Source organism: Chitinophaga japonensis, from assembly GCF_007830125.1.
Classification (GTDB): Bacteria; Bacteroidota; Bacteroidia; order Chitinophagales; family Chitinophagaceae; genus Chitinophaga; species Chitinophaga japonensis.
This window is the reverse complement of the sequence record NZ_VLLG01000005.1, coordinates 648875-673289: the sequence shown is the minus strand read 5'-3', so window position 1 is coordinate 673289 and position 24415 is coordinate 648875. Positions and strand designations below refer to the sequence as shown.

Annotated in this window: 19 protein-coding genes; 15 read left to right on the top strand and 4 right to left on the bottom strand. The window is 56.1% G+C overall.

The features are described 5' to 3' along the window. Positions 1–48: 48 nt before the first annotated feature. On the top strand, positions 49–3285 hold the full coding sequence (locus LX66_RS24000) for a S41 family peptidase (RefSeq protein WP_145718160.1): 3237 nt from the start codon (positions 49–51) through the stop codon (positions 3283–3285). A 2-nt stretch (positions 3286–3287) separates the two neighbouring features. Here the strand turns inward: LX66_RS24000 and LX66_RS23995 are convergent, their stop codons facing one another. Beyond that, the gene (locus LX66_RS23995; RefSeq protein ID WP_158642747.1) at positions 3288–3902 is read right to left on the bottom strand and encodes an RNA polymerase sigma factor; all 615 of its coding nucleotides are present in this window, start codon (positions 3900–3902) and stop codon (positions 3288–3290) included. Positions 3903–4045: 143 nt separating this feature from the next. On the opposite strand from LX66_RS23995, the gene LX66_RS23990 reads away from it, so the two are divergent. From LX66_RS23990 to LX66_RS23965, 6 genes are read left to right on the top strand one after another with little or no spacing between them, the layout of a single operon-like run. Further along, complete coding sequence (locus tag LX66_RS23990; protein WP_158642746.1) at positions 4046–5113, top strand: FecR family protein; 1068 nt, start codon at positions 4046–4048, stop codon at positions 5111–5113. Positions 5114–5129: 16 nt separating this feature from the next. After that, on the top strand, positions 5130–8237 hold the full coding sequence (locus LX66_RS23985; protein ID WP_244620495.1) for a SusC/RagA family TonB-linked outer membrane protein: 3108 nt from the start codon (positions 5130–5132) through the stop codon (positions 8235–8237). A 27-nt stretch (positions 8238–8264) separates the two neighbouring features. Beyond that, positions 8265–9821, top strand: a complete 1557-nt coding sequence (locus tag LX66_RS23980) for a RagB/SusD family nutrient uptake outer membrane protein (RefSeq protein ID WP_145718154.1) — start codon at positions 8265–8267, stop codon at positions 9819–9821. A 28-nt stretch (positions 9822–9849) separates the two neighbouring features. After that, entirely contained in the window at positions 9850–11304 is a 1455-nt protein-coding gene (locus LX66_RS23975; RefSeq protein WP_145718152.1) for a calcineurin-like phosphoesterase C-terminal domain-containing protein, read from the top strand. Positions 11305–11331: 27 nt separating this feature from the next. Beyond that, positions 11332–11892 carry a vitamin K epoxide reductase family protein gene (locus LX66_RS23970; protein ID WP_145718150.1) on the top strand — a complete coding sequence of 187 codons (561 nt, stop codon included), beginning with the start codon at positions 11332–11334 and terminating at the stop codon, positions 11890–11892. Positions 11893–11895: 3 nt separating this feature from the next. Then, a complete protein-coding gene (locus LX66_RS23965; protein ID WP_145718148.1) occupies positions 11896–12252 on the top strand; it encodes an SPW repeat domain-containing protein in 357 nt (118 codons plus the stop codon). Here the strand turns inward: LX66_RS23965 and LX66_RS23960 are convergent. Genes LX66_RS23960 through LX66_RS23950 form a run of 3 tightly spaced genes read right to left on the bottom strand, consistent with a single transcriptional unit; the run spans position 12238 to position 16380 of the window. Further along, positions 12238–13473 carry a cation:proton antiporter gene (locus LX66_RS23960; protein ID WP_145718146.1) on the bottom strand — a complete coding sequence of 412 codons (1236 nt, stop codon included), beginning with the start codon at positions 13471–13473 and terminating at the stop codon, positions 12238–12240. The genes LX66_RS23965 and LX66_RS23960 overlap by 15 nt on opposite strands. 25 nt (positions 13474–13498) lie before the next feature. After that, the gene (locus LX66_RS23955; protein WP_145718144.1) at positions 13499–15343 is read right to left on the bottom strand and encodes a glycoside hydrolase family 15 protein; all 1845 of its coding nucleotides are present in this window, start codon (positions 15341–15343) and stop codon (positions 13499–13501) included. 20 nt (positions 15344–15363) lie between these two features. Further along, positions 15364–16380 carry an SDR family oxidoreductase gene (locus LX66_RS23950; protein WP_145718142.1) on the bottom strand — a complete coding sequence of 339 codons (1017 nt, stop codon included), beginning with the start codon at positions 16378–16380 and terminating at the stop codon, positions 15364–15366. Between the two features lie 60 nt (positions 16381–16440). On the opposite strand from LX66_RS23950, the gene coxB reads away from it, so the two are divergent. The 8 genes from coxB (at position 16441) to LX66_RS23910 (ending at position 24400) form a co-directional block, all read left to right on the top strand. Continuing rightward, positions 16441–17400 carry a cytochrome c oxidase subunit II gene (coxB, locus tag LX66_RS23945; RefSeq protein WP_158642745.1) on the top strand — a complete coding sequence of 320 codons (960 nt, stop codon included), beginning with the start codon at positions 16441–16443 and terminating at the stop codon, positions 17398–17400. A 16-nt stretch (positions 17401–17416) separates the two neighbouring features. Beyond that, on the top strand, positions 17417–19063 hold the full coding sequence (ctaD, locus tag LX66_RS23940; RefSeq protein WP_145718138.1) for a cytochrome c oxidase subunit I: 1647 nt from the start codon (positions 17417–17419) through the stop codon (positions 19061–19063). Between the two features lie 5 nt (positions 19064–19068). After that, complete coding sequence (locus LX66_RS23935) at positions 19069–19620, top strand: cytochrome c oxidase subunit 3 (RefSeq protein ID WP_145718136.1); 552 nt, start codon at positions 19069–19071, stop codon at positions 19618–19620. An 11-nt stretch (positions 19621–19631) separates the two neighbouring features. Continuing rightward, complete coding sequence (locus LX66_RS23930) at positions 19632–20444, top strand: cytochrome c oxidase assembly protein (RefSeq protein WP_145718134.1); 813 nt, start codon at positions 19632–19634, stop codon at positions 20442–20444. Continuing rightward, positions 20441–20656, top strand: coding sequence for a hypothetical protein (locus LX66_RS23925; RefSeq protein WP_145718132.1), 216 nt, complete (start codon positions 20441–20443; stop codon positions 20654–20656). The genes LX66_RS23930 and LX66_RS23925 overlap by 4 nt, the downstream gene beginning before the upstream one ends. Further along, positions 20631–21140 (top strand): QcrA and Rieske domain-containing protein, encoded by a 510-nt coding sequence (locus tag LX66_RS23920; protein ID WP_244620494.1) that lies wholly within the window; start codon positions 20631–20633, stop codon positions 21138–21140. Before LX66_RS23925 ends, LX66_RS23920 begins: the two co-directional genes overlap by 26 nt. Before the next feature lie 10 nt (positions 21141–21150). Next, complete coding sequence (locus tag LX66_RS23915; RefSeq protein WP_145718130.1) at positions 21151–22545, top strand: cytochrome b N-terminal domain-containing protein; 1395 nt, start codon at positions 21151–21153, stop codon at positions 22543–22545. Positions 22546–22609: 64 nt separating this feature from the next. Beyond that, positions 22610–24400 carry a thiamine pyrophosphate-requiring protein gene (locus LX66_RS23910; protein WP_145718127.1) on the top strand — a complete coding sequence of 597 codons (1791 nt, stop codon included), beginning with the start codon at positions 22610–22612 and terminating at the stop codon, positions 24398–24400. The last annotated feature ends 15 nt before the right edge of the window (positions 24401–24415 follow it).

The window sequence follows — 24415 nt, the reverse complement described above, 5'->3', positions numbered from 1 at the left end:
CTGCATTTTTTTTATTTTGCTTTACAGCCTGTTAACGTACAACAATTTATGAGAAAGCTATACACTACCTGCGCCGCCCTGCTGCTGGCCGTCCTTACCTATGCCCAGGATAACGCTTTATGGTTGAGGTACCCCGCCATTTCGCCCGACGGCAAGACCATCGCATTTGGATACAAAGGAGATATTTACCGGGTAGACGCTGCCGGTGGAATAGCGGTGCCGGTCACCATCCATGAAGCGCATGACCGGATGCCCGTTTGGAGCCATGACGGGAAGTACCTGGCATTTGCCAGCGACCGTTACGGCAATTTCGACATATTCGTGATGCCCGCCACCGGTGGTACGCCGGTCCGGCTCACAGCCAACAGCGCAAACGACTATCCCTGTGATTTTACGCCGGATAATAAACAGGTGCTGTTCGGCAGTGGCCGCAATGCGCCGGCCACCAGCATACGCTTCAGCTCCCGCATGTTCGATAATTTATACACGGTACCGGTAAGCGGTGGCCGCGCCATGCTGCTCAGCGCTGCAGGGGCGGAATGCGCGCACTACAACAGCCGGGGCGACCTGCTGGTTTTCCAGGACCGGAAAGGTTATGAAGACCCCTGGCGCAAGCACCACGTATCCGCCGTTACCCGCGATATCTGGGTATATGACATTGCCAGGGGCACTTATCAGCAGATGTCCGGCTATGCCGGCGAGGACCGGGAGCCCCTGTTCGGCAATGGGGATGATATTTATTACTTAAGTGAAAAGGGGGGCATCTCCCAGAACCTGTTCAAAACCTCCCTGTCCGCCAGGGACAACATGCAGCAACTGACCCGTTTCACTACACACCCGGTGCGCCACCTGTCCCGGGCGGGCGACAATACCCTTTGCTTTAGTTATAACGGGGAGATATATACGTTGCGGGAAGGAGCGCAACCGAAGAAGGTGAATGTAAAGATATTCAACGACGGCAGGGCCGGCACGGTAAAGTACACGCCGGTGAATGGCAATGTAACGGAATTCGCCATGAGCCCCAATGGCAAGGAAATGGCGTTTGTGGCCAGGGGAGAGGTGTTCGTTACCAGCGTGGAAGGCAATATGACCAAAAGGGTAACCAATACGCCGCAGCAGGAAAGGATGATCGCATGGTCGCCGGACAGCAAGCGCCTGCTGTATGCAGCGGAGCGCAACGGCAACTGGGATATCTACCAGAGCACGGTAGTGAGGAAGGAGGACCCTTATTTCTTTGCCGCTACCTTATTGAAGGAGGAACCGGTGGTGGCCACCGCCGCGGAGGAATTTCAGCCGGTGTTCTCCCCCGATGGCAAAGAGATTGCCTATGTGGAGGACCGCAACGTGCTGAAGGTGCTGAATGTAGCTTCCGGCAAAAGCCGGGTGCTGCTGCCCAAAGGTCGCAATCATTCCTATTCCGACGGCGACTGGCATTTCTCCTGGAGCCCGGACGGGAAGTGGATCGTAGCGGATGACCAGCAGGGATATTTCAGCATGAAAAATGCCGTATTGCTCCCGGCAGACGGGAAGGGCACGCCTGTATATCCTGTTAACAGCGGCTTTGGAGAAAGCAACAGCAAATGGAGCGCAGACGGTAAAATGCTCACCTGGGAAACCAGCCGCGAAGGGCGCCGCTCCCTGGCCCGGCAGGGCAGCAAGGAGACCGATATCTATGCCGTATTCTTTGACCAGGAAGCATTTGATAAATACAAGCTTTCAAAAGATGAGTTCAACCTGCTGAAGGAAAAAGAAGAAGCGCTCCGCAAGCAGACCGGGAAAGATACCACCCTGGCCCCGGACAAGGACACCACGGAAAAGAAGAAGGACTTCCGCCCGGACTTTGATAACCTGGAGAACAGGCGCGTGCGCCTTACGATCAACAGCGCCTCCATTAGTGATTATGTGCTGGACAAAGATGCCGCCAAACTGTATTATACGGCTGCTTTTGAAAAGGGATACGACCTGTGGGTAACGGAGCCCCGCACCGGCGATACCAAAATACTGGCCAAGCTGGGTGGCTCTCCCGGCAGCATTGAGCTGGACAAGGAGGGCAAGCACCTGTTTGTGAGCAACAATGGCCGCGTGGTAAAAGTGGATGCCGCTTCCGGCAAGATCACACCGGTGAATATTAAAACGGAACTGGAGCTGGACGCGGCGGCAGAGCGCGCCTACATCCTGGATCATGCCTGGCGCCAGGTAAGGGAAAAATTCTACGACCCTTCTCTGCATGGCCTGAACTGGCAGTTATACCACGACAATTACGCCCGCTTCCTGCCGCATATCAGCAACAACTACGATTTCCAGGAGCTGCTCAGCGAAATGCTCGGCGAGCTGAACGCCTCCCACACCGGTGGCCGTTACTATCCCCCGCAGGATAACGTGGATAATACCGCCTCCCTCGGCCTGCTCTTTGACGAGACTTTTGCAAAGGACGGCCTTAAAGTGGACGAGATCATTGCTGGCGGTCCCTTTGACAAAGCTGCCAGCAAGCTGAAAAAAGGGAATATTATCGAGAAGATAGACGGGCTGCCGGTTACTACACAGCTTGACTGGGCGGTGTTGCTCAACCGCAAAACCGGCGACAACGTGCTGGTGAGCATTTACGATCCGGCTACCGGGTCCCGCTGGGCGGAAACCGTAAAACCCATCAGCACCGGGGAAGAAAATACGCTGATGTATAAACGCTGGGTGCACCGGATGCGGCAGATGGTAGACCGGCTAAGCAACGGCAAAGTAGGATATGTGCATGTGCAGGGCATGAACGATGCCAGTTTCCGCTCCGTGTACGATGAAGTGATGGGCAAGAACCGCGGTAAGCAGGCCCTGATCGTGGACACCCGCTTTAATGGCGGCGGATGGCTGCATGATGACCTCTATAATTTCCTGGGCGGGAAAAAATACCTGGAGTTTGCCCCGCAGGGAGAAAAGCTGAAAGGCGGCGAGCCCATGGGCCAGTGGCAGCACCCTAGCTGTGTGCTGATGGGCGAGGGCAATTACAGTGATGCCTTCATCTTCCCCTACATTTATAAGCAGGGCAACATTGGTAAGCTGATCGGGATGCCGGTGGCAGGTACCGGCACGGCAGTATGGTGGGAAAGACAGATAGACCCTACCATCGTATTTGGTATCCCGATGGTAGCCACCATTGGCAGGGAAGGCCGTCCTACGGAGAACATGCAGATAGAGCCGGACATCCGGGTGCCCCTGCGGTATGAAGATTTCCTGGCAGGCAAGGATGCCCAACTGGAAACTGCTGTAAAGGAAATGCTGAAGGAGATAAAATAATATCAATAGGAAAAAACGGTCAGCATCGCAATGGCAATATACAGGTACTGCTCTTCGCTCAGCTCTTTGCGCAGTACCTGTAATGCTTTGCTGATATGCTTTTCCACCGTCTTTACGGAAATACCCATTTCATGCGCAATAGCTTTGTAACTCAGGCTATGATAATGATTGAGCAGGAATGCCTGCCGGCATTTTTCCGGCAGTGAATCAATGCCTTCCCTTATTTTTCTTTTTAGGATGCTGTGATCATAGGGATCATCCGGCTGTTGTAACTCCGCCTCCTGCGCGTCTTTCAGCAGGTGCAAATGGTGGGGCGCTTTCGTCAGCCGGTCCCTTAAAACAGAGGAAACCTTGTACCGCACCGCGTTGCTCAGGTAGCCGGCTACGTTTATGTCGGCCGGTAAGGCATGCCGCCGCAGGTAAAGGGTGATGAATATATCCTGCAATATGTCTTTCGCCTGCTCCCTGTCGCGCAGCAGGCTGTATACCTGGTTGGTCAGGGGCACCACGGTTGCCCGGTACAGTTGCTCGAACGCCGCTTTGTCCTCCCGGCGGATGGCCTCCCACAATTGTTCATATGTATGATCGTTGCTGATAGCTGTCCCTTTTAAGGGCAAAATTATCCGGCTGGTATACACGCCCGTGTTATCTTATTGTAAACAATGTCCCAATGTTAACTTAATATGAATTGTACCTTTTTCTCGAAAAAGGCATGGGGGAAAAATGCCGTTCACGAGATATATCAGTAAAGCGGCACAGCATGACAAAAGAACGGCTACAATATTTACTGGACAGGTACCTGCAGCAAACAGCTACGGAAGCGGAACTGCAGGAGTATGCTGTCTGGTATGAGCAGGCGGTGGCGGCAGGAGAGAGGTTATTTGAAGACGCTGCCTCAACGGAAGCGCAGGCTTACAGCGACCGGCTTTTTACCGGTATCATGCATCGGCTGGATGCCATGGAGCAGCAAAAGCAACGGCAGCGCAACCGCTCTTACCTGCCCTACATAAAATGGGCCGCTGCCGCCATGCTGGCCGGCGCCCTGTTCCTGCTATATAACGGTATCCGCACCCGGTCCGGGCGGCAGGTGGCTGGCAATACTGCCTCCGTGCAGGAGGCCGGGCAGCCGCACCTGGTAACTATAAAGAACCCGACGGCTGGGATCAGGCGCATCCGCCTGAAGGACGGCACATCTGTGGAGCTGATGCCCGGCAGCGAGCTGGATTATGAAGATCCGTTCGGACATCAGCACCGGCATGTGCACCTGCGTGGCAAAGGCTGGTTCAATGTGGCGCAGGACCCTGCCCGGCCTTTTACAGTATTCAGCCACGATATGGCGACTACAGCGCTGGGTACTGCCTTTACCATAACGGCCTTGCCCGCGCAAAATGAAGTGACCGTACTGCTGCATACCGGTAAGGTGGTGGTAAAGCATCACCCGCCTGATGGCCGGGCACGGATCAATGATATCTATTTGTTGCCGGGCCAGCAGGTTTCCTGCGATGTGGCGCTGGGAAAGGCTACCCTGCTGGATGCAGCAGAGCAGGCGCAGCATACCGGTGTTGCGGCCGGCAACAACACGCCGGGCGCCCGTACCGGTTTCGCGGCCGCCTTTGACCAGGTACCGCTGCCGGACTTGCTGGATACCATACAATCCGCTTATGGCGTGCAGGTACAATACAACAGGCCGGAACTGTCAGATAAGCTCTTTACCGGCAAAATAAGGGGAACAGACACATTGTCACAGGTACTGAAACGTATAGCCATACTGTATAACCTGCAGGTGAAGGCTACCGGCAATACATATATTATTCAAAAAACTCACTGATTAAATATTCAGCACTATGATGCAACAAAGCTACAAAGCTCTGAAGGGGCATGCTATGCCCTTTATCCCGGCGTTCCTGTTCGCGCTGCTGCTTTCCCTGTCGCTGCAGGCGCAGGAAAGAAAAACCATGATCAGGGGATTGGTGGAAAATGAGAACGGGCAGGCGCTGGAAGGCGTATCGGTGGACCTCAGAAATGAATCCACCGGCGCCAAACGCTCGGCGCTTACCAATAAGGCCGGTGTTTTTATGATCGAAACACCCGGCGCTACCGGTCCTTACATGTTCCGGATCTCCCACCTGGGATACGTAACGCAAACCCTGCACAAGGAGTCCCTGGACCCGCAAAAAGAAGAAGCGCTGTACGTGGTGCTGAAAGCAAGCTCCACTTCCCTGGACGAAGTAGTGGTGAGCTATGGACGGCAGCAGCGGCGGGATGTGACCGGCGCCATTGTACAACTGGATGCGGCCGGGGTGAGGGATATGCCCGTCAACCAGTTTGCCCAGCAGCTACAGGGAAAAATTGCCGGTGTGCAGGTAGGGCAGAACAACGGCCAGCCCGGCAGGGGCATGGAGTTCCGTATCCGGGGCGCCGCCTCGCTGTCCTCCGGCAACCAGCCCCTGTTCGTGATAGACGGTATACCCGTTACCGGTAGTATCAATAATATCAATCCCGCGGAGATAGAGACCTTTACCGTGCTGAAGGATGCGTCCGCCAGCTCGCTCTACGGCTCCAGGGCTGCCAATGGCGTGGTATTGATCACCACCCGTCATGCCCGCCCCGGTGATCCAAAAATTGAGTTCAATACTTTTTATGGCGTGCAGGTCATCCCGCAGCAGGGCCGGCCCCGCATGATGACCGCCCGCGAGTTTGCCGAGTTCCAGAACGAGTACTACGAAGACCGGGTGAAATACGAAGGCTATACCGGGGAATTGGCGGAAGAGTACCGCAATCCCGAACGCTACGGCGAAGGCACTAACTGGTTCAACGCCCTTACCCGCGCAGCCCCTGTACAGAACTATGATCTCACGTTCTCCTCCGCCACGGAAAGGTCCTCCTCGGCAGTGATCGTAGGCTATCAGGACCAGCAGGGCGTGATCCTCAACACCGGCACCAAATTATTCACCCTGCGCCTGAACCAGGATTTTAATTTCAGTGACAACAAGCTGAAAATAGGTTTCGGATTGGCCCCCAGCTACCGTATTGACCACAACAACCGCCTGGGCACCCAGGGCGTGAACGGGCTGATGGAAAAGATCGTGGAGGCCAGCCCCCTCATCGCGCCGGTAGATGAGAACGGCGATATGCCGTTGTACGTAAACTCGCCCGGCATGGTGGCTAACGTGAATCCCTATGCGCAGTTCACACAGCGCAAGGATGATTACAAGACCACCCGGCTGCTGGGCAACACGTACCTGCACTACAATTTCCTGGACGGCCTTACTTTAAAGACCAACCTGGCCGTGGATAAAGGCGCAGAGACCCGCAACTATTTTTCCCCTGCTTCCATCTCTACCGCCGGCGTGGCCACCGGTTTGAGCAGCTCCGTGGATAACTATTCCTGGACAGCGGAAGCTACCCTGAACTACGTGAAGACCTTTGCGAGGGATCATTATGTAGAAGCCCTGGCCGGTTATTCCGTACAGAAATTTGAGCAGGAAAGCAACACGGTGAGCGGCACCAACTTTCCCGGTGATGACGTGGAATGGCTCAGCGCCGCCACATCCATCACGGACGGCAGCAGCAATACTACTGCCTATTCCCTGTTGTCGGCCATTGCACGCCTCAACTACAGCTTTAAGGACCGTTACCTCCTGTCGGTGGCTGTTCGCCGTGACGGGTCTTCCCGTTTCGGGTCAGCCAGGAAATACGGGAATTTTCCCTCCGTCTCCGCCGGCTGGATCATCAGCAGCGAGAAGTTCATGGAAAAGCTGCCGTTCGTTGACTTCCTGAAGATACGCGCCAGCTACGGCATCACCGGTAACAACAATATCGGCAACTATCCCAGTATTCCCGGGATCGCGCCCAGCAACTATGTATTTAACGGGGAGCTGGTGCCGGGCCTGGCCATTTCCCGGTTGGGTAACTCCGAGCTGGCCTGGGAGCGCAACAAGCAGCTCGATATCGGTTTTGAGCTGGCGGTCCTTGATAACCGCCTGTCCTTCACCTACGATTACTATCACAAAATATCCGACGGCCTGATACAGGACCGGCCCATTCCCCGCGCATCCGGTTTCACCACCATCACCTCCAACGTGGGAGAGATCGAGCTGTGGGGACATGAGCTGGCGCTGAACGCCAATATCATTGATCGCAAGCTGAAATGGGATGCGAGTTTCAATATCTCCTTTGACCGGAACAAAATAAAGGCGCTGGTAGCGCCCGGCTTCTTCCGCCGTAACAATACCGTTAGTTCGGACTATTACCGCAACCAGGTAGGACATGCCCTCGGTGAATTCTATGGCTTTGTTTTCGAAGGCCTGTACAAAGATGAGGAGGACCTGAAAAACTCCGCGAGGTGGGGCGACAACTCTGACGTAGGCACCATAAAAATGCGCGATGTAGTGCCCGATGGCGTGATCGACAACAACGACCGTACTTTCATTGGCGATCCCAATCCGGATTTCCTGTACGGCTTTACCAATAACCTGCGCTATAAACGTTTCGATTTTTCCATTTCTGTGGCCGGCTCCGTGGGCGGGCAGATACTGAACCCTTCCAAGTGGGCCTACCTCACCAACCTGGACGGCGCGCGTATGCTGCTGGCAGCCGTAAAGGATCGCTGGCGCTCCCCGGAAGATCCCGGCTCCGGTATTTACCCAAGAACAAAGACCGGCACCACGGCGATAGGCAGGTACGTGAACAGCCAGTGGCTGGAGGACGGTTCCTACCTCTCCGCCAAGAACATTACGCTGGGATACACCATCCCGCTGGGCAGCAACCTGCTGCTGAGAGGACTGCGTGTATATGGCTCCGTGCAGCATGCCTTTATCATTACCGGTTATTCCGGTATCAACCCGGAGATCAGCCTCGACGGGCTGAACGGCACCTCCATCGGGATTGATGAAAATGCCTATCCCGTTCCCAGGACCTTTGCCCTGGGCCTTACCGCCACCTTCAAATAAAGTGTTTCACGCAGTTAAAATATGGATATGAACAAGATATATGTCCTGATAGTCTTACTGGCGCTCACTGCGCTATCCTGTAAAAAGAGTTTCATTGAGCTGGCCCCGGAAGACCAGGTGTCCGGCGCTACCTTCTATAAAACGGAAGCGCAGTTCAGGCAGGCGCTGGCGGGTGCTTATGTGCCGCTGCGGGACCTGCTGGACAATGATTTTTATACGGGTGAAATGCGCTCGGACAATACGCACTACGAATTTTACCAGATCAATCGCGGTACGGCCTATACCTACCGGGAAAATATTGCCGATTTTACCGATGATCCTACCAATTCCTATACCAATGCTATCTATTTCCATTGCTATACCGGCATTGCCAGGGTCAATACCATCCTGGGCCATATAGACGGCGCCTCCCTCAGTGAAACGGCAAAGGATGATATTGCCGGGCAGGCAAAGTTCCTCCGGGCCTTCAACTATTTTAAGCTGGTCAGGTACTTCGGCGGAGTGCCATTGTTCCTGGAAGAAGTGACCACCGCGGATGAGGCCTTCCTGCCGCGCGCTACGGCAGAGGAAGTGTATGCACAGATCATCGCGGATGCGCAGGATGCGATCGCCAGGCTGGAAGCGCCGGCGTTCAGCAATGACCAGCAACCGGGGCAGGCCACCAAAGGGGCGGCTGCCATGTTGCTGGCGGAAGTGTACATGACGCAGAAGAAATATGCGGAGGCGGAAGCGCTGCTGCTTTCGCTCAACGGGATGGGATATGACCTGCTGCCGGACTACGCCGATGTTTTCTCTACCGCGCACAAGAACAGCCGCGAGTCCATTTTTGAAGTGCAATACATGCAGGGTTTACAGGAAGGACAGCAAAGCAATTTCATCTACCGTTTTATCCCGCGCACTTCCAATACTACTGTTCTTACAGGCCTGCGGTACAACAACAGCAGCATCGGCGGCTGGAACACCCCCACGCAGGATATGATCAATGCCTACGAGGCGGGGGATACACGCCTGGACGCTTCCATAGGCATGGCGGAAGGCACCTATAACACCAGCAATATGTTCACCCTGTCTGCCAATAAAAGCATCATCGGCTATACGCCGGAACCGGGTAAAACAGGCGTGCCTTACATCAAAAAATACCTGCACCCGCATACCGATCCCAATAACACGGACGACAACTGGCCCATCTACCGCTATGCGGACGCATTGCTGCTGCTGGCGGAAGCGCAGAATGAGCAGGGTAAGGGCGGTGCGGCGCTGGCCCCGCTGAACCGGGTACGGGCCAGGGCTTTCGGCAATAACGACCATGATATTGTTACCACGGACCAGGCAGCGCTCCGGGACATTATAGCACACGAAAGAAGGGTGGAGCTGGCTTTTGAGAACCACCGCTGGCATGACCTGGTAAGGACCGGAAAGGCCATCGAAGTAATGAACGCTTATGGCGCAGCGTTGAAGCAGCAGTATGATTACCTGTCACCCTCCACCTACCAGGTGAATGCCAACAGGCTGCTGTTGCCCATTCCCCAGTCGGAAAGGGAGCTGAACCCGGATTTGACGCAGAATGACGGTTATCCGCAATGATCCTTTTTTATTACAATCACAAATAGTAATGCAAAGAAGAAATTTTTTAAAACGCCTGGCCGGTGCGGGTGCGCTGGCCACAGCGCCGGCGGCGCACCTGCTGGGTGCAGACCGCCCGCTTAACGGAAGCTATGTAAAAGGTAAGGTGACCGCGGCCGGGAAGGGGCTGGCAGGCGTAGTAGTAAGCGATGGGTATACGGTAACGGCTACGGATCCTGCCGGCAATTACCGCATCGCCCTGCACTCCGATGCCGGTTTTGTTTTTATCTCCATTCCCGCAGGATATCATATACCGCAGGAAAAAGGCATTGCCCGTTTTTACCAGCCTTTGCTCCGGGAGCAGGCTACGCAAACCGCCAACTTCGATTTGCAGCGTAATACGCTGGACGACCATAAGCACGCGCTGGTCATCTGGGCCGACACGCAGATGGTGAAGGATGAAGACGCGGTGACATTGCTGAACGTGTCCGCCCCGGATACGGCCGCAGAGGTCCGCTCACTGGGCAATATCCCGGTGCATGGCATTACCGTGGGCGACCTGGTGCACGACCGTTTTGACCTGTTCGACGATTACGCCAAAGCGGTGGAAGCCACTGGTATCCCGTTCTTCCAGGTGATCGGCAACCATGATATGAATTATGCCGCCAGGACCGATGAAGGCTCACAGCAACAGTTCAGGAAACTTTTTGGTCCCAATTATTTTTCATTCAACCGTGGCAGGGTGCACTACGTGATGCTGGACGACGTGTTCTTTATCGGCCGCGGGCACAGCTACATCGGTTACCTCACGGAAACGCAACTGGCCTGGCTGGAAAAGGACCTGCAATATGTGCCGGCCGGCAGCACCGTGATCGTCAGCCTGCACATTCCTACCAACACCGGCCAGAAGGAAAGGGAAGGCATGAAGGAAGAGCCGGCCGGCGGCGTGGTCAGCAACCGGCAGCACCTGTATGAGCTGCTGAGACCTTACAAGGTGCATATCATGTCCGGGCATACCCACTGGAATGAAAGTTGGGAAAAGGACCATATCATGGAGCATAACCATGGCACCGTCTGCGGCGCCTGGTGGCGTCCCCAGCAGGTGGCGGCAGATGGCACGCCCAACGGTTACGCCATTTACGAAATAGACGGTGATACCGTACAATGGTATTACAAAAGCACCGGCAAGCCCAGGGAGCTGCAAATGCGGCTTTACAAGCCGGGAAGCGTGGCCGCCAGGCCGGGGGCGGTGATCGCCAATGTGTGGAACTGGGACCCGCAATGGAAAGTGGAATGGTGGGAGGATGGACAGGCCAAAGGCGTCATGGAGCAGATCCGCTGCCAGGACCCGGTCGTAGTGGCCTCCTATCCCGCGCATATGCATGTGCGCAGCGATCATTTTTTTGCAGCGGTGCCCGCGGCCGGTACAAAGGCCCTTACCGTACAGGCAACGGACCGTTTCGGGAAGGTCTATAAAGAAGAACTACGGCTAACCCCGCTGTAACCGGCATAGTATTTATGCAGCAAGGGTATGGAACATGTAACCGCTATTCCGCCCGCCTGGGACTATAATCCGTCTTCCTGGGGGCAGCGCCTGCCCATAGCGGCAGTGGCCCTCCTGGGCCTGCTGATCGCGCTGTACCTGGGCCTGTATCAACTGGGTATCCTGGATACGGTCTGGGAGCCTTTCTTTGGAGACGGCAGCAGGAAAATCCTGCATTCATCCGTTTCCCGGGTGCTGCCGGTACCGGACGCGCTGCTGGGCGCGTTCGGGTACCTGCTGGATGTGGTCACTGCGATGATAGGCGGACGGGAGCGCTGGCGTACGATGCCCTGGATAGTGATCATCTTTGGCATTGCCGTAGGCCCCCTGGGGTTAGTCAGCATTTTACTGGTCATACTGCAGCCGGTGCTCTTCAGTAGCTGGTGCACCTTGTGCCTGGCTTCGGCCTTTATATCCGTGATCATTATCAGCCCCGCAATGGACGAGCTGCTGGCCAGCCTCCAATACCTGCGGCGGGTAAAGGAGAACGGACAGCCGGTATGGAAGGCTTTCTGGGGTAATCATCCTGTCACCGCTACAACCAGGTAAGTTATGTGGGCACGTATCATCAATACACTGGCCGGCTTATGGGTGATGATCTCACCCGGCTGGCTGGACTTTCACAAAACCGCCGCTAACAACAATTATATCACCGGTCCATTGGTGGTTACCGCGGCCATTGTGGCCATGTGGGAGATAAACCGGGGCGCGCGCTACTTTAATGTAGTGGCAGGCGGCTGGCTCATGCTCTCCGGGCTACTGTTCGCATCCGGCAGCATGGCCGTTATCATCTCCAATGCGGCGGCAGGCATCTGCGTCCTCTTATGCGCTTTCGTAAAAGGAAAGGTCACGAAGGATTATGGAGGTGGCTGGAGCATAGTGTTCCGCAAACGCTCATCCCCGCTGTAATCCAAGTTTATTGGACAGTTTGCCGATGGTCATGCCCTGCACGATAATGGAAAATACGGCGATCAGGTAGGTCACCGGCAGCAACTCATGCCGGTGCATGGCGGCAGGGAGGGAAAGGGCCAGCGCAATGGATACGCCCCCGCGCAGCGCGCCCCAGGTAAGCATGAGCGGGGAATGCCGTTCAAATCGGCTGCGCAGCAGGTAAAAGGGTAGCAGTACCGCGAGGAAACGGGATACCAGCACGATCAGGATGCAGGCCAGTCCCATCACTGCTATCAGCAGGTTAAGCGGGATCACCAGCAGCTCAAAACCGATCAGCAGGAATACTACGACGTTCAGGAAACTGTCCGTCAGCTCCCAGAAGCTGCTTACATGGCGCATGCTTTCCGCGGACAGGGCCAGCGTTTTACCCCGGCTGCAGATCAGCCCTGCCGCCACCATGGTAAGGGGGCCGGATACGTGTATCAGGTCGGCCAGCGTATAGCCGCCCATCACGATCACTAAAGTGACCAGTATTTCCAGCTTGTAATTGTTCAGTGTTTTCAAAGCCTGCAATCCGAGGTAACCGATCAGTGCGCCGAACAGCGCCCCTCCGGCAGCCTCCTGCAGGAACAGGAGCACGGCGTGCCCCAATACGCTTCCTCCCTGTGATGCATTGCCCGTTTCCAAAAAAGTAGTGAACAGTACGATGGCGATCCCGTCGTTGATCATGGACTCGCCTTTTATCTGCAGTTCCAGGGATTTGGGTATACCCGCTTTCCGCAGCAGGCCCAGCACGGCGATCGGGTCTGTAGGCGCTATCACGGTCCCGAAAAGCAGGCAGTTGATAAGGGATAGCCGGAGGCCCAGCAGGGGCGCCAGAAAATATACCAGCCCTCCTGTGATAAAGGTGGACGCCAGCGTGCTTAGCAACGCCAGTGCAAGTATAGGCCTGGCCTCCCTGCGAAAGTGCATGACATCTGTACGGAAGGTGGCGGCAAACAGCAGGAAGCCCAGCACGATCTTCAGCACCAGGTCCTGCAGGTTGATCTCGCTCATGGTATCTGTTACGTCCGCGGTAAGCTCCGGGAACAGGTTGTGCAGCAGCAGCAGCAGGACCGCCGATACCAGGGAGAAGATCATCACTGCCATGGGCGCAGGCCAGCGGGTGAGCTTGTAGTTCAGGTAGCTGAACAGGGTAGTGGCGGCAATGATAAAGATAAGCAGGTAATAAAAATGCATGGCGCTATGACTTGACAGGATGCCGTTACTTCATTTCCCAGGAATAGTAGGAGGGCATTTCGGTAACGGCCGCCTGTTCTTGTTTGCTCAGCTCAATGGCCGCGCTGATAAGTCCCAGGTGTGTAAAGGCCTGAGGGAAATTACCCAGGTGTTCCCCCTTCATGCCCAGTTGTTCCGAAAAAAGCCCCAGGTGGTTCGCATAACCGATCATTTTTTCAAAATGCTCTTTGGCCCGGTCGATCTCCCCGTTCAGGGCCAGGCATTCCACGTGCCAGAAAGAGCACATGGTGAAGGTGCCTTCTTTTCCTTTCATGCCGTCTATATCCATGGTTTGTTCCCGGTAGCGGTATATCAGCACATCCGATCGCAGCTCGCGGTCGATGGCCTGCATGGTCTTCCGCCATTTATCGGATTCCGGGGAAATAATGCGGAGGATGGGCATCAGCAGGGCGCTGGCATCCAGGTTGTCCGATCCTTTGAACTGCACAAAAGATTGTTTTTCCTCGTTCCAGAAATTGTCATACACATCCCGGAATATCTCATCGCGTGTACCGTGCCAGCGCAGTATATCGAAGGGAAAGGAAAAATGGTTCGCGATCTTGATGGCCCGGTCCAGCGCTACCCAGCACATTAACCTGGAAAAGAGGAATTCCCTTTTGATGCCGCGCACCTCCCAGATGCTGTGGTCCGGCAAGCGCCAGTTTTGTATCACCAGCTCTACATATTGCGCTATGATCCTCCAGTAGTCATAGGTAATATCGCCCCCGTGCATGGCGTAGATATAGATCGTTTCCAGCAGCTCGCCGTACACGTCCATCTGCGTTTGCCTGTAGGCGTCGTTGCCGATGCGCACCGGCTGCGAGGCCATGTAGCCTTCCAGGCGTGGCAGCTCGTACTCGTCCAGCCGGCTGCTGCCATCTATGGCGAACATCAGTTGCAGGTCCTTTTCGGTGCTCTGCGCTTTTACCCATTGCAGGAAAGCCTTCGCTTCATCCAGGAAGCCCAGTTGCAGGAAGGCGTGCATGGCGAATGCGGCGTCGCGTATCCAGGTATAACGGTAATCCCAGTTGCGGCCGTGGCCAATGGCTTCCGGCAGGCTGAAAGTAGGCGCTGCCACCATAGAGCCGTACTTGTTGGAGGTGAGCAGCTTCAGCGTAAGCGCGGAACGGTGCACCATTTCTTTCCACTGTCCTTCGTAGGTGGAGCGGGACAGCCAGCGCTGCCAGTAACGCACTGTTTGCCGGTAGGTGCTTTTTTCATAATGTTCCAGGTCGCTGCTGCGGCTGTTCCGGTTATGTACGGATTCCAGCATAAAGCAGGCGCTTTCCGTTTCCTGCAGGGTGAATGACGCTACCACATCGTCGCCTTCTATGGCGGCCGGTACATGGCTCGTCAGCCAGCAGGGCGCCAGTTGCTTGTCTTCCGGGGAGAAAAGGAAGCTGTTCTCATCCTGGCTGATGCGGTGCGGCGTGCCGGCATAGTTGAACCGTGGTGCGCAGCGCATACGGTAGCTCACCTTTCCCCGGATGGTGGTGATCTTCCTGATCACGGCGCAACTGGCCTCATTGCGTGTTACCGGCATGTAATCGATCACTTCTGCAATACCTTCATCAGAGAAAAAGCGGCTTACCAGCACATTGGTGTCCGGCAGGTACAACTGTTTGGTTACCATATTTTCCATCAGCGGGGTAATGCAAAAGCTGCCGCCTTTAGCGGCATCCAGCAGCCTGCAAAAGATGGTAGGTGCGTCAAACCGGGGAAAGGACATGAAGTCGATAGACCCGTTCAGCGACACCAGCGCCACGGTATGCAGGTTGCCGATGATGCCGTAGTTCTCGATAGGCTGGTACGTCGTTTCTTTTTTATGCATAGTAAGATTGCTGGTTATATTTAATCCATGGTCAGCCCGATGATCAGTACCGCAATTAGCACGCCTGCAATGAGCCATACCCATTCCCGGTGCATGCTGAGCCATAAGGTCGTGCTGTGCCGGGTGGCAATGTCGCCGAAACCGCCGTACGTGTCCTGGTCGCCGGGTACCGGCTCCCACACATTGTTCTTGCGGTGCGGGCTGGCCGGCACATCTGTTTGCTGTCCCTTGTAGCCGTTGCGCGACAGCACATAGTCCGCATACCAGGGCGCTATCTTGTTGCCGATGATCGCCTTGAAGGTGGGAAAGCCCACCCATACGCTGCGCCGGTTACGGGTAGCTGCAAACACAATAGCCCTGGCTGCTACCTCCGGCTGGTATACTTTGCCCATCGGCCGCGGTTTGTTGGGCAGCTTGCTCAATACCCAGCCAAACTGCGTGGTGTTCAGCGCCGGGAGCTGCACCATAGACATGCGTACCCTGCTTTTATCGTGCAGCAGCTCGCAGCGCAGGGAATCGTAAAAGCCCTGTATGCCGTGCTTGGCGCCGCAGTAGGCGGACTGTAGCGGTATGCCGCGGTAGGCCAGCGCAGAGCCCACCAGTATAATGGAGCCCCTGTTGCGGGGTAGCATGCGCTTCAGTGCGCTCATGGTGCCGTATACCTGGCCCAGGTAGGTAACTTCCGTTACCCGTTTGAATTCCTGCGGTGTGATCTCTTTGAACGGCGCAAATACGCTGTTCATCGCGTTATTCACCCATACGTCTATCGGTCCCATCTCTCTTTCCGCCTGCTCGGCCGCGGCCTCCACCGCCACCGGGTCCGCTACGTCCACGGGAATGGCCAGGGCCTTGCCGCCGTATTGTTCCACTTCTTTACGCGCGCCTTCCAACCCCGCTGTTCCCCTGGCCAGCAGCACCACGCGGGCGCCCTGTTTGGCAAACTCCCATGCGGTGGCCCTGCCTACGCCGCCGGATGCGCCGGTGATCACTACTACCTGGTCTCCGAAAGTATGGTCGGTGTCTCTGTGAGTGCTCATGATGAATAGGATATGTGTGTCAACTGGTGGTACAATGTTTGTGCCGCGCCATGTATGATCATGCAGTCATTACCGCAAAAAGACAGCATTTCCGTTGATATTCCTTTGCAGTCCATATTCGATGCAGCCTCACAACAGGGTATAGAGATCAACCGTCTTACGGGCGCTTTCTTTATAGCTGCCGGATTTATCCTGCTGGTGGTAACGGGGCTGACTGCGTATATCCTTTACCGTTTCAGGACCGGCCGCGCCCCGGCTGCTACCCGGAGTCCCGCCGGTAGCTGGGAAGTAGCGATGATCGGTATTCCTTTTTTAATGGTGGGCGGGTTCCTGTATTACAGCATTCATACCATGCAGCGGGTGCTGCCGGATGCAGCGGGCAGAACACCGGATGTGATCATCACCGCGCACCAGTGGTGGTGGGAGGCCCGCTACCCCGGCAGCGGAGCGGTGACAGCCAACGAGATACACCTGCCGGTAAAGAAACGGCTGCTGCTGCGGCTGTTATCGGCAGATGTGATCCACGACTGGTGGATACCGGCCTTTGGCAACAAGATGGACCTGGTGCCCAACCGGGAAAATCACCTGTGGCTCACTATCGACAAGCCGGGCGTTTATTACGGCGCCTGCAGCGAGTTCTGTGGCGCACAGCACGCCGGCATGCGCCTGGTAGTAGTAGTGCAGCCGCAGGAAGCGTTTGATAAATGGCAGGCGCATCATGCAGCGCCGGCCTCGCCGGAAGCGGCTGCTTTGCCGGGTGCGGCCCTGTTCATGGAGCAGACCTGTGCGGACTGCCACCGCATTGCAGGTACGGCCGCCAATGGTACTACCGGTCCTGATCTCACGCATGTAGCAGGCAGGCAAACCCTGCTTACCGGGCTGATACGGAATGACCGGGCGCACCTGGAAGCCTTCCTGCGCAATCCCCAGGAGCGGAAACCCGGCATTTACATGCCGTATCTCCACCTGGCGGATTCTACGGTAAAAGCATTGACCGCATACCTGTCTCAACTGGAATAAGTGATCTTTTTACACAATGGATACTTTTTTTACCCATACTGTTGACAAACTGCCCGCCGCCAGCGGAAGGAAGAAGCCGCTGCACCACTGGTTCACTACGGTGGATCATAAAGATATCGGCATCATGTACCTGCTGACGGCGCTGTTCTTCTTTATCATTGGCGGCAGCGCCGCCCTGCTGATGCGGGTGCAGCTCGCTGTGGCCAATAACCAACTGCTGCATCCCGATGTGTACAACCAGCTTTTTACCATGCATGGCACCACTATGATCTTTTTCGTGATGATGCCCGCATTGCTTGGGATAACCGTTTACGTTACCCCGCTGATGATCGGCGCGAATGAAATGGCTTACCCGCGCCTCAATGCTTTTGCTTTGTGGATCACCCTGTTCGGCGGCTTGCTGCTCTACTTCAGCATTGCGGCCGGCGGCGCCCCCAATGCCGGCTGGTTTAACTATGCGCCCCTGAACCAGCAGCAGTATTCCACTTCCAGGGGCATTGACTATTATGCCATGGGCCTGCTGCTGGCAGGTATCGGCAGCGTCAGCACCGGTATCAATACGATTGTGACCGTGCTCACCATGCGTGTAAAAGGCATGTCGCTGAAGCGTGTGCCGCTTTTTGTATGGATGGCGCTGGTCAATTCATTCCTTATCGTCGGCGCGTTGCCTGCCCTGAATGCCGCGTTGAGCATGCTGCTGCTGGACCGCCTTATAAATGCGCATTTCTTCAATACGGCGGCTGGCGGCTCCGCCCTGTTATGGGAGCACCTGTTCTGGATGTTCGGTCACCCGGAAGTGTACATATTGATCCTGCCGGCCTTTGGCGTGTATTCGGAAGTATTCCAGGTATTTTCCGGGAAAAGGATATTCGGGTATGCTTTTGTGGCCGGTTCTACGGTAGCCATTGCGCTGCTGTCCTTTGGAGTATGGGTGCATCATATGTTTGCCACAGGGCTGGGCAATACGGTCAACAGCTTTTTTGCGGCCAGCAGCATGCTGATCGGCATTCCCACCGGCGTAAAGATATTCAACTGGCTGGGCACCATGTACGGCGGGCATTTGCGCTTTACGGTACCCATGCTGTTTGCGGTAGCTTTTTTGATCGAGTTCACCATTGGCGGCCTAAGCGGCATCGCTTTCTCCATTGTGCCCATAGACTGGCAGTTGACGGACAGCTACTTTGTAGTGGCGCACCTGCATTACGTGTTCATTGGCGGCTCCCTGTTCGGCATGTTTGCCGCCCTGTTCTACTGGTTTCCCAAGATGAGCGGCCGCATGCTGGACGAACGGCTGGGCAGGTGGTTCTTCTGGCTGTTCGTCATCGGGTTCAACCTTACTTTTTTCATCCAGCATTTCCTGGGCCTGATGGGCATGCCGCGCCGGGTATATACCTACCCGGATATCCCGTATTACACGCTGCTGAATTTCCTGGCCTCCGCCGGTGCTTTCCTGATGGCGCTGGCAGTAATGTTGCTGCTCTACAACCTGTATCGCAGCATCCGGAAAGGACCGCCGGCGCCGGCCGATCCCTGGGATGCCTTTACGCTGGAATGGTACACGGCCTCGCCGCCGCCCGAAAAGAATTTTGACCGCCTGCCGCCCGTGAACAGCAGGCGACCACTGTGGGATCTGAAACACCCGGAAAACCCGGACAAAGATTAGCGCACATGCACAAACTGATGATGAAACTGGCAATAGGTTCCGAAGCGGTCTTTTTTATATCGCTCCTGCTTGGTTACCTGCATTTCTGGAACAGCGGCGACTTTGACCAGGTGGCCAGGCAGCAGTTGGACATCCGCACGGCTATTCCTTTTACACTGGTGCTGCTATCCAGCAGCATTACTTTCCTGGTGGCGGAAAAGCACCACCGCAAAGGCGTAAGCGGCAAAGCGCTGTTCTGGCTGCTTTGTACGGCCTGCCTGGGACTTGTTTTTCTGAGCGGGCAGGGATATGAATATTTCAGGCTGATACGTAAGGAACAGGTAACGGTAAGCAGTAGCGTGTTCGGCTCCGCCTTCTTTGCGCTGACGGGTTTTCACGGGTTGCATGTGCTCACCGGTATCATCGCGCTGCTGTACCTGTCCTGGCTGTCAACGCTGGAAAATGGAAAGCGAAGCGCCGCTGCCGCCATCGGGGCTATTGGTATTTACTGGCATTTTGTGGACGTGGTTTGGATCGCGGTTTTTTCCACCGTGTACCTGTTGCCTTACATTCTTTAAACCTGCGTGTAATGAATCATACAATTTCATTTTGGAGTATAGATGGTACAGCGGCGGTCGTCATTGCCGCACTGGCGCTGCTGTACGGGTTGTGCGGCGGTTTCCGGCGTAACCCGCGTATGAAGTATGCGGCAGTAGCGGGGGCGCTGCTGCTCCTCTGCCTTTGTTCCCCGCTGCAGGTGCTGTCGGCGCATTACCTGTTCAGCGCGCATATGACCGTGCACGTGATATTGTTGCTGCTGGTAGGGCCATTGTTGCTGCTGGGATGGCCGCGGGTAACCGCCCAAAGCCTGCCGGACCGGCTGTTCGCATGGCTGCGCAGGAACCCCGCAGCGGCCTGGATAATAGGTATGGGCGTGATGTGGTGCTGGCATGTGCCGGTTATTTTCAACAGCAGCATGGACGGTATGCATCATCCCGGCGGCGTGCACTGGGTGCATGTTGCAGAGACGTTCAGCCTGGTATTGGGAGGGATGGTCTACAGTGCGCCGGTGCTGCACCCTGACCCGCGTTACCGCATGCATGCGCTTTCCGGAGTGGTATACCTGTTCACTGCCTGTACCGGTTGTTCCATACTGGGGTTGCTGATCACCTTTGCACCGGCAGGTACGTATATGCACTATCTATCCGCAGCCGATGCCTATGGGCTCAACGCCGTTATTCAACAGCAATGGCAGCTTACCCGCAAGGCCGACCAGCAGGCGGCGGGCCTGATCATGTGGGTGCCCTGCTGCTTCATTTATATCAGCGGCGCCATATACCTGATGGCCGGGTGGTTCGGCAGCAGGGAACCGGCGTCCGCAGTAAAAAATATTGCATCATGATCACATCAGAAGAATCAACCGTAAAAGCAAAGCCGGAGGAAATGCCTTCGCCTACCCGCATGCCTTTTATGCTGGCCGTTTCCCTGCTGTTTACCGGCTGGGGGCTGCTGACCACCTGGCTCATTTTTGCAGCCGGCCTGGCGGGCACTTTCATTTCCCTCACCGGATGGATAAAAGCGATCTGCCATGATGATACCCAACAACATCCCTGAAAGCAGGCGCAGCTTCCTGGTAAAGCTGAGCCTCTGGCTGGCGGCCATTCCTGCTGCCCTGGTATCGGTGCCGGTGCTGGGCGCCCTGCTGGCCCCCCTGCTGCGCCGGTCGGAGCAGCAATGGAGAAAAGTGGCCCGCCTGTCAGACATCCCGGTAGGCGCTACGAAGCTCATCACTTTTATCAATGCAGACCCGTTACCCTGGGCCGGCACTACCGCCAGGTCTGCCGCATGGCTCCGGCGGGAGCAGGAGGATCTTTTCATCGCTTTTTCGGCCAACTGCACCCATCTGGGTTGCCCGGTACGCTGGGAGGAAAAAGCAGGACTGTTCATGTGCCCCTGCCATGGCGGCGTGTTCTACGGCGATGGCTCCGTGGCGGCTGGTCCGCCTCCCAAATCGCTGGTACGCTACCAGGTGCGGGTAAAGCGTGGTACGGTGGAAATGAAAACCGCCCCCGTGCCTATCACAGAGATCCAGGATTAAGTAAGTGCTCATGAAGAAAACGCTGAAACGTATATGGCAATGGATAGATGACCGGAGCGGACTGTCAGAAATGCTGCATCCGCTGCTACAGCATAAAGTGCCGCGGGGATTAAAGTGGAATTATGTATTTGGCAGCGCCACCCTGTTCTGCTTTATACTGCAGATCGTTACCGGGTCGGCGCTGGCGCTCATGTACCAGCCTTCATCGGACAAGGCCTTTGCCTCCCTGCAGTACATTACGCAGCAGGCCGTGCTGGGCCGCTGGCTGCGGGGCATTCACTACTTCGGCGCTTCCGCCATGATGCTGCTGGCGGGCATCCATATGTTGCGGGTATACCTCACCGCCGCTTATAAATATCCACGGGAAATGAGCTGGGTCAGCGGTATCATATTGCTGTTGCTGACCACCGTGATGGGATTTACCGGGCAGCTCCTGCGCTGGGACGATAACGGCGTCTGGTCTGCCGTAGTGGCGGCGGAGCAGATGGGCCGCGTGCCGCTTATAGGTCCGTCCCTGGCGCGTTTGCTGATGGGGGGCGATACCCTGGGCGGGCACACCCTGAGCAGGTTCTACACGTATCATGTTTTTATGGTGCCCGGCCTGCTCATCCTGTTCCTGGGCTTTCACCTGTGGCTGGTGGTGCGCAACGGCATTTCCGAGCCGCCCAAAGCGGGCAGGCCGGTAGACCCGAAAACTTACCGCACCTGGTACCGTAATGCGCTCCGGAGCGAAGGCATTGCCTTCTGGCCTTATGTGGCCTGGCGCGATGTGGTGTTCAGTGTAGCGGTGCTTTTGCTGGTGGTCCTGCTGGCGGCGGTGGCTGGTCCGCCGCCGCTGAGAAAGCCGCCTGATCCCTCCATTGTGTATACCCAGCCCCAACCGGACTGGTACCTGTTGTGGATATATGCGCTGTTTGCGCTGATGCCCCCGGAAGTGGAATCCTATGCCATGTTCTTCGGTCCGCTGATCGCCCTCTTCCTGCTGTTTGCCCTGCCTTTTCTCTCCAATAAAGGAGAAAGAAGCCCCTTGAAAAGGCCCTGGGCCGTTGCGGGAAGCATTGCGGTGATCGTGCTGATAGGCGCGCTACTGCTGGCCGGCAGCAGGGCCGGCTGGTCGCCTGCATTCAAGCAGCGGACCTTGCCGCCGGCAGTGGCCGCTTCCGCCGGCCCCGATGTAAAGGCGGGGAAAGTATTGTTTGAGCAGAAAGGCTGCCTGTATTGTCACCGCATAGGGGACAAGGGCGGGATAGTAGGCCCGGACCTGACACATGCAGGCAGCCGGCTAAGTACAACGGAAATGCATATACGCATACTGAATGGCAGCACCGGCATGCCTGCTTACGGTCGCCTGCTCCGGCACCGGGAGATGCAGCAGTTGATCGCCTTCCTGCAGAGCAGGCAATAGCGTGTGCTCATAGCCCTGCCTGGCATGGCTGGTCTGGTATTTGTGCCGAAAAAGAAAAAAACTTATGGCACAAATGGTAGCAGATTATATGGTGGACCGCCTTCACCAATGGGGCGTGAAAAGAGTGTTCGGATACCCCGGCGATGGCATTAATGGTATTATGGGCGCATTTAACCGCGCAAAGGAAAAAATAGATTTTGTACAGGTGCGCCACGAAGAGATGGCGGCATTCATGGCGTCAGGGCATGCCAAGTTCACAGGGGAAGTAGGAGTGTGCATGGCCACTTCCGGCCCTGGCGCCATCCACCTGCTCAACGGTTTGTACGACGCCAAGATGGACCACCAGCCGGTGGTGGCCATTGTAGGCCAGCAGGCAAGAGCGGCCATGGGTGGCAGCTACCAGCAGGAAGTGGACCTCATCTCCCTTTACAAGGATGTGGCCTGCGCCTATGTGCATATGGCCAGCGATCCTTCGCAGACCCGCCACCTCATTGACCGGGCTTTCCGGATAGCGCAGGCGCAGCGCACCGTGACCTGCATTATTTTTCCCAACGACGTGCAGGAAATGGATTATGAAGAACCTCCCCATAGGCATGGCACCGTGCACTCCAGCATGGGATATGCACAGTCCCGCGTGCTGCCTGCGGAGGAAGACTTGCGGCATGCCGCCGACATATTGAACGAAGGAAAACGGGTAGCCATACTGGCCGGCGCCGGCGCTTTTAACGCTGCTGAAGAGATCAAAGAGGTAGCGGAGCTGCTGGGCGCCGGCGTGGCCAAAGCCATGTTGGGCAAGGCGCTGCTGCCGGACGACCTGCCTTATGTAACCGGCGCCATCGGCCTGCTGGGAACAAAGCCCAGTTGGGACCTCATGACGGATTGCGATACCTTGCTGATGGTAGGCTCCGGCTTTCCCTATTCAGAATACCTGCCGGAGGAAGGAAAAGCGAAAGGCGTGCAGATAGATATTGATGCCAGCATGCTGGGCATCCGTTACCCGATGGATGTGCACCTGCTGGGTGATAGCAAGGCGACTTTGCGCGCGCTTATTCCTTTGTTAAAAAGAAAAACGGACCGGGGCTGGCAGGAAAACATCATCCGCGAAATGGATCGCTGGTGGCGTGTGCTGGAAGCCAGGGCAGACAACAGCGCAAAGCCCATCAACCCGCAGTACGTGTTCCATGAGCTGTCCGGCCGCCTGCCGGACAATTGCATCCTTTCTGCGGATTCCGGTTCTACCGCGGCCTGGTTTGCAAGGGACATCAAAATACGCGATGGTATGATGGCCTCGCTGTCTGGCAACCTGGCTACCATGTGCCCGGCCGTGCCGTATGCCATTGCCGCCAAGTTTGCCTATCCCGACCGTATGCCCATTGCCCTGATCGGTGATGGCGCCATGCAGATGATGGGCATTAATGAGCTGATCACCATCGCCAAATACTACAAACGCTGGAAAGACCCGCGCCTCATGATACTGGTGCTGAATAACCGCGACCTGAACATGGTGACCTGGGAACAGCGCGTGATGGCCGGCGATCCCAAATTTGACGCCTCACAGGACGTGCCGGACTTCCCTTATGCACAATATGCCAGGATGCTGGGCCTGGAAGGCATCCGGGTGGAAGACCCGGAAGATGTGCCTGCTGCGTTGGACGCCGCCTTTGCGGCCCGGAAGCCCGTGGTGCTGGAAGCCTGCACCGATCCTTCGGTACCCATGACGCCCCCGCATATCAGCTTTGAGCAGATGAAGGCGTTTACCGCTGCCATGGCGGGAGGGGATAGCGACGCGATCGATGTGATCAGGCAGACCTACAAGGATGTGGTTGCGGAATTTTTTCCCGCAAAGGAAAAATAATAACAGGAGCAGGAA